This window comes from Providencia sp. PROV210 (genome assembly GCF_028479445.1).
Taxonomy (GTDB): domain Bacteria; phylum Pseudomonadota; class Gammaproteobacteria; order Enterobacterales; family Enterobacteriaceae; genus Providencia; species Providencia rustigianii.
Window position 1 is genome coordinate 114940 of the sequence record NZ_JAMPNQ010000016.1, and the last position, 15664, is coordinate 130603.

16 protein-coding genes are annotated in these 15664 nt (G+C 43.8%); 1 reads left to right on the forward strand and 15 read right to left on the reverse strand.

Annotated elements, in window-relative coordinates:
* The first annotated feature begins 856 nt into the window (after nucleotides 1-856).
* The gene (locus tag PR761_RS13445; RefSeq protein ID WP_006815056.1) at nucleotides 857-1744 is read left to right on the forward strand and encodes a helix-turn-helix domain-containing protein; all 888 of its coding nucleotides are present in this window, start codon (nucleotides 857-859) and stop codon (nucleotides 1742-1744) included.
* 50 nt (nucleotides 1745-1794) lie between these two features.
* On the opposite strand, the gene PR761_RS13450 is transcribed toward PR761_RS13445, so the two are convergent.
* The 15 genes from PR761_RS13450 to napF all read right to left on the reverse strand — a co-directional run bounded on the left by PR761_RS13450 (nucleotide 1795) and on the right by napF (nucleotide 15618).
* Nucleotides 1795-3834: a TonB-dependent copper receptor gene (locus PR761_RS13450; RefSeq protein ID WP_039855157.1), complete on the reverse strand. Its 2040-nt coding sequence runs from the start codon at nucleotides 3832-3834 to the stop codon at nucleotides 1795-1797.
* 175 nt (nucleotides 3835-4009) lie between these two features.
* Nucleotides 4010-4444, reverse strand: coding sequence for a DUF2946 domain-containing protein (locus PR761_RS13455; RefSeq protein WP_039855158.1), 435 nt, complete (start codon nucleotides 4442-4444; stop codon nucleotides 4010-4012).
* A 218-nt stretch (nucleotides 4445-4662) separates the two neighbouring features.
* Complete coding sequence (locus tag PR761_RS13460; RefSeq protein WP_115164601.1) at nucleotides 4663-5736, reverse strand: cytochrome c-type biogenesis protein CcmH; 1074 nt, start codon at nucleotides 5734-5736, stop codon at nucleotides 4663-4665.
* Nucleotides 5733-6290: a thiol:disulfide interchange protein DsbE gene (dsbE, locus tag PR761_RS13465; RefSeq protein ID WP_006815061.1), complete on the reverse strand. Its 558-nt coding sequence runs from the start codon at nucleotides 6288-6290 to the stop codon at nucleotides 5733-5735. Before dsbE ends, PR761_RS13460 begins: the two co-directional genes overlap by 4 nt.
* Nucleotides 6287-8218 (reverse strand): heme lyase CcmF/NrfE family subunit, encoded by a 1932-nt coding sequence (locus tag PR761_RS13470; protein ID WP_154610662.1) that lies wholly within the window; start codon nucleotides 8216-8218, stop codon nucleotides 6287-6289. Before PR761_RS13470 ends, dsbE begins: the two co-directional genes overlap by 4 nt.
* Entirely contained in the window at nucleotides 8215-8694 is a 480-nt protein-coding gene (ccmE, locus tag PR761_RS13475; RefSeq protein ID WP_006815063.1) for a cytochrome c maturation protein CcmE, read from the reverse strand. Before ccmE ends, PR761_RS13470 begins: the two co-directional genes overlap by 4 nt.
* On the reverse strand, nucleotides 8691-8903 hold the full coding sequence (ccmD, locus tag PR761_RS13480) for a heme exporter protein CcmD (RefSeq protein ID WP_006815064.1): 213 nt from the start codon (nucleotides 8901-8903) through the stop codon (nucleotides 8691-8693). Before ccmD ends, ccmE begins: the two co-directional genes overlap by 4 nt.
* The gene (locus PR761_RS13485; protein WP_006815065.1) at nucleotides 8903-9640 is read right to left on the reverse strand and encodes a heme ABC transporter permease; all 738 of its coding nucleotides are present in this window, start codon (nucleotides 9638-9640) and stop codon (nucleotides 8903-8905) included. Before PR761_RS13485 ends, ccmD begins: the two co-directional genes overlap by 1 nt.
* Before the next feature lie 140 nt (nucleotides 9641-9780).
* Nucleotides 9781-10383 (reverse strand): cytochrome c-type protein NapC, encoded by a 603-nt coding sequence (gene napC, locus PR761_RS13490; protein ID WP_006815066.1) that lies wholly within the window; start codon nucleotides 10381-10383, stop codon nucleotides 9781-9783.
* A gap of 9 nt (nucleotides 10384-10392) precedes the next feature.
* The gene (gene napB / locus PR761_RS13495) at nucleotides 10393-10842 is read right to left on the reverse strand and encodes a nitrate reductase cytochrome c-type subunit (protein ID WP_006815067.1); all 450 of its coding nucleotides are present in this window, start codon (nucleotides 10840-10842) and stop codon (nucleotides 10393-10395) included.
* Nucleotides 10839-11702, reverse strand: coding sequence for a quinol dehydrogenase ferredoxin subunit NapH (gene napH, locus PR761_RS13500; protein ID WP_006815068.1), 864 nt, complete (start codon nucleotides 11700-11702; stop codon nucleotides 10839-10841). Before napH ends, napB begins: the two co-directional genes overlap by 4 nt.
* Entirely contained in the window at nucleotides 11689-12384 is a 696-nt protein-coding gene (gene napG, locus PR761_RS13505; protein ID WP_006815069.1) for a ferredoxin-type protein NapG, read from the reverse strand. The genes napH and napG overlap by 14 nt, the downstream gene beginning before the upstream one ends.
* A 6-nt stretch (nucleotides 12385-12390) precedes the next feature.
* Complete coding sequence (napA, locus tag PR761_RS13510; protein ID WP_112837234.1) at nucleotides 12391-14877, reverse strand: nitrate reductase catalytic subunit NapA; 2487 nt, start codon at nucleotides 14875-14877, stop codon at nucleotides 12391-12393.
* Nucleotides 14874-15137 carry a chaperone NapD gene (gene napD / locus PR761_RS13515; RefSeq protein ID WP_039855161.1) on the reverse strand — a complete coding sequence of 88 codons (264 nt, stop codon included), beginning with the start codon at nucleotides 15135-15137 and terminating at the stop codon, nucleotides 14874-14876. The genes napA and napD overlap by 4 nt, the downstream gene beginning before the upstream one ends.
* Complete coding sequence (napF, locus tag PR761_RS13520) at nucleotides 15127-15618, reverse strand: ferredoxin-type protein NapF (RefSeq protein ID WP_006815072.1); 492 nt, start codon at nucleotides 15616-15618, stop codon at nucleotides 15127-15129. The genes napD and napF overlap by 11 nt, the downstream gene beginning before the upstream one ends.
* Nucleotides 15619-15664: the final 46 nt, after the last annotated feature.

Sequence of the window (15664 nt, forward strand, 5' to 3'; positions counted from 1 at the left end):
TAGTAGTACTCATATAAAGATAATTTTCAACGAAAAATTCAGTTGATTGATTCAATTCACTTTTTCAATCAAAATTCCATGTAATATAAAAATAAAAACGTGATATTAATCACAATGATAAACAACATATCAAAGGTGTATATCTTAATCCCCTTCATATCATATGAAGGAATACTACTAAGAACTATCATTTATTGACGATCTATTCTCCGCTTTCTATATTACAAAATCACGAAAACATTGATCAAGGATTATCTGAAAATTTTACAATAAATGATAGATTACGTTCATATACTTAAATTTATTCTTATATTCTAAATTATCAATTAATGACATATTCACTTAAACAATTCTAGGTATATTAATAATAACTGACTCCCCCCTCTATCACTATCAGAATCGTTTTTTATCATTTATAAAAAACATTTCAATAGTAACAATTTATAATGACAAATTTGAATATTCATGATTGATAATTGAATTACAGCAAATTAGATCCCCTCGAGTAACTCACTGAATGTTTGTCTAAATTTCATTCGATAGGTAAAGTTTTCTATTCTATTTGTATGAATATTCTTTTGTTTGCACAACAACTTAATGCACAAAAAGTGCTTTTATTTCAATCGAAAATTCAGCCTATTCTTACTCAAAACCGCAGTTGAAAAGGCTAGGGCTCAATATATTTGAACGCAAAAATACGAATGAAACTTACTTAACTTCACATTGCTTTAAAAAAAATTGCCCGTAGACATGTTATCCTATGATCAACTAGGATTAGTTCCTATGTATCTTATTTTAATACTCAGATTTGGGGTCTTAATTTTCGTCTAATGCGAAAGTGACTGGAAACGTAACCATGCTACAAGAAAGTGTTATCAGAGAAATTATTCTCTGGATCGAACAAAATTTAGAGTCGCGACTCTCTCTCGATACTGTCGCAGATAAATCTGGGTATACTAAATGGCACTTCCAACGCCTTTTTAAAAACCAAACAGGTTTAGCTCTAGGCTCTTACATTCGAGCTCGACGCTTGTCTTGTTCTGCCGTAGCACTACGTTTAACTAACGACAGTATTATGGATATCTCCCTACGCTACCGATTTGATTCGCAACAAACTTTTTGTCGTGCATTTAAAAAACAATTTGGCGTCACACCATCAGAGTATAGAAAACGTACAGGTTGGCATATTGAAGGTTTCTGCTTACCATTACGTGAAAGCAAAGAACTACAAGCTCAAGTTCAACTCGTCGAATTACCTGAAATTAATTTACTGGGAATGACCCACCGCTATACCCAAGGAATTAATGAGTGGAATTTAAAGACAGAAGAACTCAGAAAACAGTATTGGAGAACCTTTTTAGATAAAAATAAATTGGTCGCCCAGAATCTTTACGCCATCCATGGTGTAGATACCGCCTCCGAGGAAGAAGGTCGTTTTCTCTATTCAACCGCATTCAATGAACAAGACATGGCGACTGTTCCCCCCTTTTCTAAATCACTAAAAGTTCCGGCGGGTAATTATCTAGAAATTAAATTTCTCGGAAATTTACAAGGTACTGACTACAACGATATTATTTATACCGCATACGGCAAAGTTTTAGCAGAAATGGATATTGTTCGCAGCACTGGCTGTGATATTGAACACTATGTTTTGAAATCAACCCCGTCTTATGAGGAATTCGTCAATTATCCTCATGAGTATATTCAAGAACTCAATTATTATATTCCAGTACTTACAGGATAATTGCTAACAACCAGCCAGAAAACTGGTTGTTAGGTTGCGATAATAGCGACTTAGAATGTTAGGTTTAACTTAGCCCAGAAATTTCTTCCCGGTTCGTTAACAGGGCTATTTGATGAATATCCAAATCCACTATTTCCAGCTAAATTTAAGTGCTCGCTATAGGTTTTATCAAACAAGTTATCAACACCTGCACTTAATTTAATGCTTTCATTAATTCGATACGCGGTATTGAGTGAAAAAATGGTGAATCCAGCACTTTCACTGAAATCTTTACCGACAACGTTACCTTCATTAATTGCCACACGATCTTGACGGCTAACCATACGAACCAGTCCTGTTGCCGTCCAGTCCCCTTTTTCCCATGTCAAACCTAAACGGCTTTCCAACGGAGGCATCTGTGGTAACGCTTGACCATCAGTCCTATTTTTTCCCCATGAATATGCGAGGCTAGCATCCGCTTTCCATGCATCACTAAGTTGGTAGCCTACCCCCATCTCCCCTCCCATAATCATGGCATTCACATTCTCCACTTGGCTCATTTTGGCGTTGGTGGCACTGTAGCGGAATAGAATAAAGTCATCGACACGTCCAATGTATGCAGATACCCAAGCATTGGTTTTCTCATCACTGTATTTTGCGCCAATATCTAGTTGGGTGGTTTTCTCTGTTTTCAAATTATCAAAGACGTTTTTACTGCCATCCGGCCCCATTTTAGGTGAAAAAAGTTCCCAATAATCAGGGAATCGCTCGGTATACCCTACCCCCGCATATAACATAACGGGCATCTTAGGTAATGCATGCTCATAACGTACAAAACCAGCTGGCATCACCGTATTGCGCCCAGAAGATCCCACTCCAGTATAGTTATCTACAATAACCCGATCCACACGCCCGCCACCAATCACTTTTCCTTGGTCATTCGTTGCCCACGTTAACTCACTGAACACGCCATAATCCTGAAATTCTGCATCTTTTTTCCAGATATTATTACTATTTTTGCGATGTTTATTGGTTTGCATATCCGCACCGGAGCGCAATTCATAATCATTCCATAGCCAAGTACCCATCACTCGCCCACCAATTGTTTCACGGTCAACTCGCATTTTCATTGGCATATTCATCATGCCATGGCTTCCATGGCCGCCACTCATATGCCCACCGGATCCCATGTTGCTGGTTGGGCTACGTAATGAATAGTTATCCATGATATGGTCGGCATAGTTGTAATACACATTGCCTTCTAGTTTGTCGAATACCTCACCAATATTGCTCTTTTCAAAGCGCAAACCTAAGCTTTCGCGTTTAAATTGAGAGCCATCCATGCCACGACCAGCATAACGAGCCTCTCCATCCCCTTTACCGGCACTTAATTCCACTAATGTATATTCATCCGGAGTCCAGCCGACCGCCACGTCCGCATTCCATTTATCCCATTTCGATGGCACTTTATCCCCGTTACCATCTTTATAGTCGTTAGAACGTGATTTATTCCCAATAATACGAATGTAGCCTTTTTCATTCCCAGCACTGACATCTGCATTAGCATCCCAACGTTGATTTGACGCTGTTAACGCACTGGCATTTCCTTGAATTCCGGCTTCGGTAAAAATCGGTTTCTCACGCTCAAAACGTACCGTTCCTGCTGAGTTTCCCGGCCCCCATAAAACAGTCTGAGGGCCTTTAACCATGGTAAGCAAATCAAAGTTTTCCGGTGATATATAAGAAGTCGGCGCATCCATACGCGAGGGACATGCACCTAGCATTTCGCTGTCATTAGTCATGATCCGCAGGCGCGAACCAAACATACCGCGAAACACAGGATCGCCATTTGTTCCTCCATTACGAATTTGAGAAAAACCAGGAATAGTTTTTAAATAATCAGAGCCGTCACTGGCAGGCACTGGCTGCCTTGGTGTTTTCGGTGACGTTGAAATTGTTAGTGGAGAATCCACCGGCGCAGTCACAATCATGACTGAGTTATTAGTGATTGGCGTTTGGTTTTTCTCATTGTCTGCCACCGCTGAAATGGAGGTGATTGCAGTGATAACAAGCGCTGCGATAGGCGCAAAATTAAAGGTATTTGAGTTCATTTTTAACCTGTATTTATCTATTTATTGTCGCTGCCTTCTCAATGAAGCTTGGTTTACAATCCACATAAAGATGCCTATAACAGAGCCTCCTGAACATAAAACGGATATTCAAGATAAGTGGAATTGTTTTGCGCATTGAGAGCAAAAGCAGAATATTATTTTGTTTAATAATCGATTAGATAAAACAGGAAATCGGAGGCGCTCGCGCTAAACGCAGCGACCAAGGACGAAATACCCACAATTGGATACAGCGTTCATAAGGAATAAACAGGGTTAGTGTCGCCAGTTGTCGAATAATTGCGGCAACAAATAAAATCAGGAATGGGAAATTAACCAACAATTGGCAATAGCCACACGCGATATCTTCCATTGGGGATTGCCCAACACTGACCATCAGCATGTGGTTCATAGCACCGCCTTGCTCACAATGCTCAGACAATGGCATATCATGATGCTGAGACATCGAATGCTCTGCCATTGCGCCATGGCTCTCTGCACAGCTGTTCATCTGTTCCATTGATTTAGAAATCAATGGCGCGATAAACAGCATCGCAACAGCCAGCAATGCAAGATAAGCAGCAGATTGTCTGATTAAGGGGCGTAAGTGCAACGTTTTCCCGTGATTTCACGACGAATAGATAGGGGCGGATTGTATCTTAATTGGATGTTTGTTGTTATTGTTTTTTGCCAAAAACGTTAACTGTTATGCACTTAAACCTAGTGAGTCATATTTATGCTGATTGCACTTAACCATAAGAGGTTAGCTACAACGGATAACGGGAGCCTAAGCTCCCGTTATGGTCAACAATCATCGTTAATGTAGAAATATTATTTCTCTGCCGCGACACCTTTTTTCTCATGCAGCATCATTAAAGCTTGCTCGACACTGCGCTCGATTATAGCTCGGCGCTGGTCATTCTCAGGAAGCAATTTTAACATCATCTGCCATGCCGAAATGGCTTCAGGGTAACGTTCTTGTTCAAAAGCATTGAACGCAAATAAACTCAGTGCTTTAACATTCGTCCGGTTTTTAGCGATCAATTTTTTGAGTAACTCATTACCCTCCTGATTGTCACTGGGATCTGATGAACGCGTTAATACCTCAGCATACCCCAATGCGACAGCATCATCTTCTGGAGATAAGCGATACGCTCGACCATAGGCATCGGTTGCCATTGTCGCATTACCGAGAACCATACCGATGCGCCCTAACATCACCCATCCATCAATATTCTGCGGATCTTCCTGTAAGCGTGTTCTCAGCCCTAACGCCAAGTTCTCCATCTCTTCATTATTCAGAGGAAGTTCATTGGCATTTAACGCTCTATCCAATAATTCAGGGGCTTGCTGATAAGCCACATTCCAGTCAGCCACTTTTTTATAGTTACCGACTTGATAATAGGCTGCACCCGTAATACCCAGCGCAATAACGATCCCGGGAACATACACCCAAAAACTTGCTCGTGTCGCTTCCGGCAATGTTTCGGTATCATCTTGCTGACTATTTTTACTCACTCTTACGCGTTTTTTCGAGCGCGCAAAAATAATCCAGCCGCCAATGGCGATAGCGATAAATGGCATTCCCCATAAGGCTACAGTCAGCGGGGTTAATGGCGGGTTATACGTGACGAAATAACCGTAACGCGCCACCATATAATCGACAATTTCATCTCGATTTTTCCCTTCCTGCATCAATTCATACACTTTCTGGCGCAAGTCTAAGGCGATCATCGAGTTAGAATCAGCGATACTGTTATTTTGGCATTTTGGGCAACGTAACTCTTCTGTTAATTTACGGAATTGCTGCTCTTGCTGCTCATTGTCGAAGGTAAATACCTCCGTCGCTGCAAAACTCATCCCCGCACTCAATCCCCACATCAGCAAGGCAATTACATATCTCATTGCGTACTCTCCTTGCTGTATTTATCCCACAGAGGCTTAAGTTCATTTTGCCAAACACGTTCATCAACAGCACCGGCATGGCGATAACGAATAATCCCTTGCCCATCGATTAAAAACGTTTCAGGCGCGCCATACACCCCAAGATCTAATCCAAGCATCCCTTGCCCATCAAATAGGCTCAACGCATAGGGATTCCCCAGTTCACGCAGCCAAACAATCGCTTTTTGGCGATCATCTTTATAATTAAGGCCGACAACACGGATACCTTGAGCGGCTAATTGGTTCAAATATTGATGTTCTGCACGGCAGGTTGGGCACCACGTTGCCCAAACATTTAACAGTATAGGCTGACCTTGAATAAGCACCTTGGAGTCATATTCTTGCCCCGGATTTTCTAAGGATTCCAAACGGAAAACGGGTACCGGTTTACCAATCAATGCCGACTCTAATAAACGAGGATCATCCCCTTCGGCATTACGGACTAACTGCCACAGCAGGACAGCTGCAATGACCGCAAAAATAGCCAAAGGAATTAAAAAGATTTTGCGATTCATACGGTTTCCCCCTGTGATTTACGACGACGATAGCGCGGATCAAACAAACAAAAGAGCGCACCAATCGACATCAACACACCACCTGACCAAATCCAGCGAACAAACGGTTTGTAATATAAGCGTAACGTCCAAACATTGGGTGATATTTCCTCACCTAATGCGGCATACAGGTCTCGGGCAAAACCACCATCGATTGCGGCTTCAGTCATCACCGCACGGCTGGTACTGTAAAATCGTTTTTCTGGGTGTAATGTTGCAATAACCTTGTCATTCTCTTTCACGGTCAGTGTTCCAATTACCCCTTGGTAATTTGGACCATCGGCTTCATGCACCCCATTAAATACAAAAGTATAAGCGCGGATAGTCACACTATCATCGGCCTTCATTTTGACATCTCGCTCAATACTGTAATTCTGGCTAAAAGCAATCCCGACAATAGTCACCGCCAAACCAAGGTGAGCACAAACCATTCCCCAGTAGCTTGGTGTGAGTTTTATTTTTTTGCTAATGCGAACTTTCATTTCAGCAAAGGCCAAAATGATAATCCAGCACGCCATCATCAATCCCAGCACCGTCAACGCTTCTACGCGATCTTGCATTAACCAAGGCAGCACAAAAGAGAGGATCAATGTCAGCACGAGCGCCATGATTAACAACTTTTTAATCGCAGCTGGGCGATCTCTTCCCCAGCGAACCAGCGGTCCAATTCCTAAGAGCAGGGCAAATGGCACCATCAAGGCGATAAACATGGTATTGAAAAATGGCTCGCCAATCGAAATGGTTCCCAAACCAATTTGTTTGTGAATCAAGGGTAATAATGTGCCTAGCAGCACCACCAGCATCGCGGCGGTAAGGATCACGTTGTTCCCCAATAGCAGAGATTCACGCGACCAAAGTGCATTATTAACTTTGGAACGAACCTTATGCCCACGGACAGCAAAGACCAACAGTGAGCCGCCAATCACCAGTATCATAAAGGCTAAGATAAATAGCCCACGAGCTGGGTCAGAAGCAAAGGCATGCACAGAAACCAAGACACCGGAACGCACCAAGAACGTTCCTAATAAACACAATGAGAAAGCAAAAATAGACAATAACAGCGACCATGCTTTGAACGTAGCGCGCTGCTCAGTCACGGATAATGAGTGGATCAGTGCCGTCCCCACCAACCATGGCATAAAGGAAGCATTTTCTACCGGATCCCAGAACCACCAGCCTCCCCAACCTAATTCATAATACGCCCACGCGGAACCTAGCATGATCCCGAGGGTTAAAAAGAACCAAGCGGCTAATGTCCAAGGACGAGCAAAGCGAGTAAAGGAGCTATCTAATCGTCCACTTAACAGTGCAGCGATAGCAAACGCGAATGCTACAGAGAAGCCCACATATCCCATATACAATAATGGTGGATGGAAAATTAGTCCGGGATCTTGCAGCAGAGGGTTTAAGTCTCGCCCTTCAATCGGGAATGACGGTAACGTCCGCGAAAATGGATTTGAGGTGAAAATAATAAACAGTAAAAACCCAACACTCACCATTCCCATAATCGCTAATACGCGAGCCACAATATCTAATGGCATGCGATGGCTACAGAGGGCAACAGCAAATGTCCAGCCGCTCATCAATAAAACCCATAAAAGTAATGAGCCTTCATGAGCACCCCATGTTGCTGCAACACGGTACCAGATAGGGAGTTGAGTATTTGAGTTATTCGCCACATAAGTGACAGAGAAATCATTCACCACAAAGGCATTGATGAGAACTAAAAAGGCCCCGGTGACACAAAGAAACAGTAGCCATGCAAGCACTCGGGACGATCCCATCAAGCGAGCATCATTACGGGCAACCCCCCATAACGGATAAAAAGAGAGTAATACGGCGATCCCAAGTGCTAAACACAGCAGGATATTACCAATCTCTGGGATCATGATGCATTGTCCTTATACACTGCCTCTGGTCGTTTATGATTCTCTTGCATCGCGTGTTCGACTTCTGGAGGTGTATAATTTTCATCATGTTTGGCTAACACTTCTTTTGCTAATACATGATTATTCGGTTCTAACTCCCCTTGAACCACGACCCCTTGCCCTTCTTTAAATAAGTCTGGCAATGTGCCGCTATAGGTCACATCAATTTCAGCCTCAGCATCATAAACGGTAAACGTCACTTTCAATGAATCGGGATCACGGACAACAGAACCCGGCATCACCATGCCACCGACACGCAACCGCTGACCAACTTCAGGGACTTTTTGAGTTTCCCGTTTACCGTAAATAATTTCGCCAGGAGTATAAAATAGGTCAATGTTCGAACTTAAGGCGTACAGCACCAAAGAGAAGGTTAGCCCTACACCAAGAACTATCGATGAAATAAGCCACAATCGATTACGACGACGAATATTCATAGAGACTCCCTACGCACTCTTGCAGCTTTTTGTCTCGCTTCCCGCGTTTGCTGCTGAATGATTGAGTTGATAATCATTTTTCGTTGGATAAAGGTATGAAAACACAAGCCTAAAATAGGCAATATGGTCAAAACCACTGCAAGCCAGACATAAAATCCGTATCCCCCCATGGCAAAAAAATCGGACCAAGAGGCAAAGGCGCTATTCATTATTTTTTTCCTCTCTTATTCACGATATCTAGAACCCATGGACGATTACGCTCCAGCAATAAAAGTTGATTACGCAAACGAATGAGTGTTAAGGAGATAAACAAAAAGAGATATCCCAAAATCGCGAAACGCAATGGCGTACGCATCGCAGGATTAATACTTTCTTGCATACGGGTTGATGGCTGATGCAAAGTTTGCCACCATTCAACAGAATAGTGAATGATCGGTAAGTTAATCACACCAATAAGCACTAAAATGGCGGCGGCTTTCCCTGCGGTCCGGCGGTCATCAAAAGCATGCCATAAGGCAATAACCCCAACATACAGGAAAAAGAGAATTAATTCAGAGGTTAATCGTGCATCCCATACCCACCAAGCACCCCACATCGGTTTACCCCATGTTGCGCCAGTGACTAACGCAATAAACGTAAACACTGCGCCAACAGGTGCCATTGCTGCTATAGCGACTTCGGATACCTTCATTTGCCAGACTAAGCCAACAAAAGCGGTAATTGCCATCGTGGCATAAATCCCCATCGACCACATAGCGGCAGGGACGTGAATATATATGATCCGGTAACTATCACTTTGTGTTTTATCCGTGGGCGCAAAACCAAAACCCCAGATCCAACCTACCGCAAGAAAGACCACACTTAACACAATAAACCACGGCGCTAATTGCCCGCATAATCGATACAGGTTCATTGGAATGGCAAGTTGGTGAAGCTTTTTCCACATAGTTTAATAGCCCCGATTTATCCCGCTATAACGCGGTTTGCTTATGCTACCTACAATACACAAAACTAGCGTAACTTTATTGATTTAACACAAATATAACTTAGGCTAGCTGCCCCTTTCAAGCCAACTAGCCTACTCAATTAAAAGCCCGGTTCAACTTCTCGCATATCAGGTAGCTTATGTGCGATACCTTTATGACAATCAATACAGGTTTTACCGTCTTTGAGTGCTTGGTCATGCATTTTGGCTGCCACACTTTTTTGCGCGGTGAAATCCATATACTCAAAGTTATGGCAATTACGACATTCTTGAGAATTATTATCCTTCATACGCCGCCACTCATTTTGAGCCATTTCAAGTCGATGAGCTTCGAATTTTTGCGGTGTATCAATGACCCCAAAAATCTTTCCATAAAGCTCTTTACTCGCTTTGATTTTTCTCACCATCTTCGGCACAAACTCATGAGGGACGTGGCAATCTGGGCAAGTCGCTCTCACACCGCTACGGTTAGTATAGTGGATAGTATCCATATACTCTTCATAGACATTTTCACGCATCTCATGGCAGCTAATACAGAATTCTTCCGTATTGGCCTTTTCCATTCCGGTATTAAATCCACCCCAGAAAATCACACCACCCACGAAACCAATCAATAGCAAGGTTCCTAGAGCTAGATGACTAGGACGTCGCCACCACTGCCAGACGCGGCGAATGATGCCCGGCTTATCACTTTTATTCGTCATATCTGCCCCTTATTTCCCAAAGCCTTTGGATGGGGTGAATGTATTATCCACAATCGGCGCAGTATCAGATTGTGGTACGTGACACTGTAAACAGAAATAACGATTTGGCGACACTTCACCTAAGACTTTACCCGTCGCATCCATAAAGTGAGTTGGACTGATTCTTGGTGCGCCAGTAGTTCGGTAGTTTTCAACACCGTGGCACTGTAAACAGCGGTTGGTATTGGTAGTAATTTGATAGCCTTCCACGCTATGAGGGATCATTGGTGGTTGGTTAACATAATTCAGCGCCATTTTTTCCTGTTCTTTAGGAATATGAATGCCGCCCTCTGGAGTGCCAGACACTTCGGGTGATTGGGTCAGATCGACACCATTAGCCGCCCAAGCAAAACTGCTCACAACAACGGCCATACCCGCTATCCAACGGCTTAACGTTTTTTTCAGGACAGGGTTTTTCATGATTTAGCTCCCGAACTCCATTTTAGTGTTATTTTAAAAACGTCCTCAGCACAGACATCGACGCAACGACCGCAAGTGGTGCAATCTTTTGCGAGGATCTGTGCAGGGGCTTGTTTATCAAGAACCGGCGTCCGCAAAACTTGCGGTTCCGGACAAACGTGGAAACAGTCCATACAGCGGTTACACTGCTCTTTTTTATGTGCTGTCACTACCAGTGCGCCTTTACATCCCGCCACACCATACAGTGCGCCGAGCGGGCAAAGATGACCGCACCAACCATGTTCCACAACCAGTAAATCAAATAAAAAAAGTGCAATTAAAACTAAAGCGCCGCTACCAAAACCAAAAATTAGGCTACGTCCCATCAGTGAAACTGGGTTAATCCACTCCCACAATAATGTACCGCTAATCGCTGAACCGACTAAAATAATGACCAGCAAAACGTAACGGATATAACGCGGGATCGTCGCAGATTGATTAAATTCGAATTTTCGACGCAACCAAGCTGCCGCATCCGTGATCGGATTCACTGGGCATACCCAACTACAGAAAATACGCTTTCCTAACAGGGCATATACCCCGAAGACAATCCCAGCACCGATTAACGCAGAGATTCCCGGTAAGTAACCACTTGCTAAGCTTTCTAACGTAATCAGTGGATCAGTTAATGGCACAGTATCAAGCAATAAGCTGCTGCTGTAGTTTCCATGTAAGATCCACACACCAAACCATGGACCACTTAGAAACATAGCGAGCACAAGCAACTGACTGGTGCGCCTTAATACCAACCATTTATGGCTTCTCCACCACCCTTTTTTTGCCAGAGCCTCACGTCCGGCATCGTGTTTACGATTTGCCATTGTTTCCCTCCAGCCAACCAAAGCGGTAATGATGCCCTAACTCACCTTTCGCTAACGATCTTGGCAAGACTTTGATTGCCGATTCTTCTAACACACAGGCCTGTTCGCATTTACCGCAGCCTGTGCAGTATTCGCTGTTCACCGTGGGTAAGAAACGCGCGTGTTTACCGGTTCGATGGTTTTGCTCAAGTTCCAATGTGATCGCTTCATCAATCAATGGGCAAACGCGGTAACATACATCACATCTTAGCCCTTGAAAATTTAAGCAATTTTCATGATCGAGTAACACTGCCAATCCCATTCGTGCATCATTGATAGAAGCAATTTCTTTATCCAGAGCACCACTTGGGCACACTTTGGCACAAGGAATGTCTTCACACATTTCGCAAGGGTTTTCACGGGCGATAAAATACGGAGTACCGGCTGCCATACCTGATGCTAAGGTCGCCAACTTCAGCATGTCATACGGACACGCCTGTACACATTGGCCACAGCGGACACAAGCATTAGCAAATGCACGCTCATCTAAGGCTCCCGGCGGGCGAAGATGCACTCCGCTCGCTCGGGAAGTTTGTTGCTGTAGCCCCAGTACCACACCAACAGCCGCCAATCCACCCGCTGCGCGAGCAACATCACGCAAAAAACGGCGGCGACTATTCTGGGAACCCGGTTTCTGGGACATACGCAATTACACCTTTTCCAGTTTAACGGCACATTTTTTGTAATCCGTTTCTTTAGATAGCGGATCCGTTGCATCTAGCGTGAGGTTATTCACTAGCTGAGAAGCATCGAAGAATGCCATATAAATCAAACCTTTCGGTGGTCTATTTCGTCCACGTGTTTCGACGGTGGACAGCACTTCACCACGACGAGAAAGCACTTTCACTTTGTCACCACGACGCAAATCTTTCGCTTTTGCATCCAGTGGATTCATGAAAACAACAGACTCAGGGAATGCACGGTGTAGTTCAGGCACACGGCGAGTCATACTACCGGTATGCCAATGCTCAAGAACACGCCCAGTGGATAACCATAAGTCATATTCGTCATCAGGTACTTCAGCCGCAGGCTCAAACGGTAATGCAAAAATAACCGCTTTTCCGTCTGGCTTACCGTAGAACTGATAACCTTGCCCCGCTTTCACATATGGGTCATTACCTTCGCTGTAACGCCACTGAGTCTCTTTACCATCCACCACTGGCCAGCGAATACCGCGAGCTTTATGATAAGCATCGAAATCAGCTAGATCGTGACCATGTCCACGACCAAAACTTGCGTACTCTTCAAACAAACCTTTTTGCAGATAGAAGCCCAGTTCGCGAGATTCATCATTCAGTTGGTCTGGATCCAATTCAGTAATTGGGAATTTAGTTACAGATTCATTAGCAAACAGAATGTCGTACAAGGTTTTGCCTCGATATTCTGGTTTTTTCGCTAATAACTCTTCAGGCCAAACCTCTTCCGCTTTAAAACGGCGAGAGAATAACACCATCTGCATTAAGTCAGATTTTGCTTCACCCGGTGCCGGTACTTGTTGACGCCAGAATTGAGTGCGGCGTTCTGCGTTACCATAAGCCCCCTCTTTTTCTACCCACATTGCGGTTGGTAAAATCAAGTCGGCAGCTAATGCACTGACCGTTGGATAGGGATCAGAGACCACAATAAAGTTACGAGGGTCACGCCAGCCAGGCATCCGTTCTTCATTAATGTTCGGGCCTGCTTGCATATTGTTGTTACACATCACCCAATAGAAATTGAGTTTGCCATCTTTCAATGCACGGTCTTGGGCAACAGCATGTAAGCCGACTTTTTCAGGAATAGTTCCAGCAGGCAGTTTCCACACATTTTCGACTTTTTCACGGTGTTTTTCGTTAGTCACTACCATGTCTGCCGGTAAACGGTGTGAGAAAGTTCCCACTTCACGGGCAGTACCACACGCAGATGGCTGACCCGTCAATGAGAATGGACCACAACCCGGCTGAGAGATTTTTCCGGTCAAAAGATGCAAGTTATACGCTAGGTTATTTGCCCAAACCCCACGTGTATGCTGGTTAAAGCCCATGGTCCAGTAAGAAACTACTTTCACATTCGGGTCAGCATATAACTTCGCTAAATCTTCTAATTGATCTTTTGGTACGCCAGTCATTTCGGCAGTTTTGTCGAGAGTATATTCTGCGACAAACGCTTTATATTCATCCCACGTCATCGGTTCAGATGCATCAGAACCTGGGTTTTTAGCTTTCTGTTCTAAAGGATGTGTTGGGCGTAAGCCATAACCAATATCCGTTGCACCGCGACGTAAATTAACGTGCTTATCAAGGAATTCCTGATTCACTGCATTATTTTGAATAATGTAGTTTGCAATATAGTTAAGGATCACTAAGTCTGATTGTGGCGTAAAGACAATACCGTTATCTGCTAATTCAAAACTACGATGCTTATAAGTAGAAAGAACAGCAACCCGCACATCAGGGTTAGATAAACGGCGGTTAGTAATACGCGACCATAAGATTGGGTGCATTTCTGCCATGTTTGAACCCCACAGCACAAAAGCGTCTGCGTGTTCAATATCATCATAACAACCCATCGGTTCATCCATACCAAAAGTACGCATAAAACCAACCACTGCGGAAGCCATACAATGGCGAGCGTTCGGATCGAGGTTATTCGAGCGGAAGCCCCCTTTGAATAACTTAGAAGCCGCATAACCTTCCCATACAGTCCATTGACCTGAGCCAAACATCCCGATACCTTCAGGACCTTTCTCTTTTAGGGTGGTTTTTACTTTTTCTTCCATGATATCAAAGGCTTTATCCCAAGTAATTGGGGTAAATTCACCATTTTTATCATATTCGCCATCTTTCATACGCAGCAGCGGCTGAGTTAAACGGTCTTTTCCATACATAATTTTTGGCAGGAAATACCCTTTAATACAGTTGAGACCACGGTTTACTGGCGCTTCAGGGTCACCTTGGCTCGCTACGATGCGTCCATTTTGTGTTCCCACTAAAACGCCACAACCGGTTCCACAGAAACGGCAAGGTGCTTTATCCCATTTGATACTTTCTTGTTGACCAACCACTGCTTTCGCAATACTTGGTACACCAATGCCTGCCGCCGCAGCAGCGGCCGCTATCGCATTGGCTTTCATAAAGCTACGACGACTGAGTTTCATACTTTTTCCTCACATTGCTCATCCTGCTGGTGATAAACCAGTGAAACATCCAATACACCATCGATATTACGTGCTAAATCAATGGTATCTAATAACGTTTTGCTATCTTCCCCTTCCACGACCACAATTAATTTGCCATTTTCTGGAGAGGAAATAGCGACTTCGCAGTTAGGAAATTGATTTAATTCTTTAGTTACAGCGGGGATTCGTTCACTTTTTACTTGAACAATCAAGCTGCAAACTTGCCAATTATTGTGCATCTTCATGCTCCACGGTAATGGCTGATACGGGGCATCCTGCTACACAGGCGCCACAACCTGTACAGCCCTGCATTTCGATTTTTGGCTGATAAATACCTGACAGCGACGGTGGGAAAGAGATCACTTGCGGCTCGCAACTGTCTTCACAACGCCGACACTCTATGTATTTATAGGCAAGACAATTTTGCCCGATAGAAACCGTAATGTTCCAAGGCTGGGTATTTTGAGGAAGGAAAATAGGCTCAGGACAAGCGTCTGCACAGGCATAACAGAATGTGCATTCACCACGCTGAAAATCAACCATGGGATAGCCACCAGGGCCCGGTTGTAAAATAGACGTTTCACAACTTTTGATACACTGGTTACAACGAGTACACAGTTCAATAAAACGTGCCTCACTACCACTCCATGGCGGTCGAATTACTGGGGCTGCACTACGCCAAGCGCCAGTCAATACTCCTCGACGGGTGATATCAACCATGTTTATTTCCTTTACATTGCCCAACCAAAAACTGCTAAAAGAGACT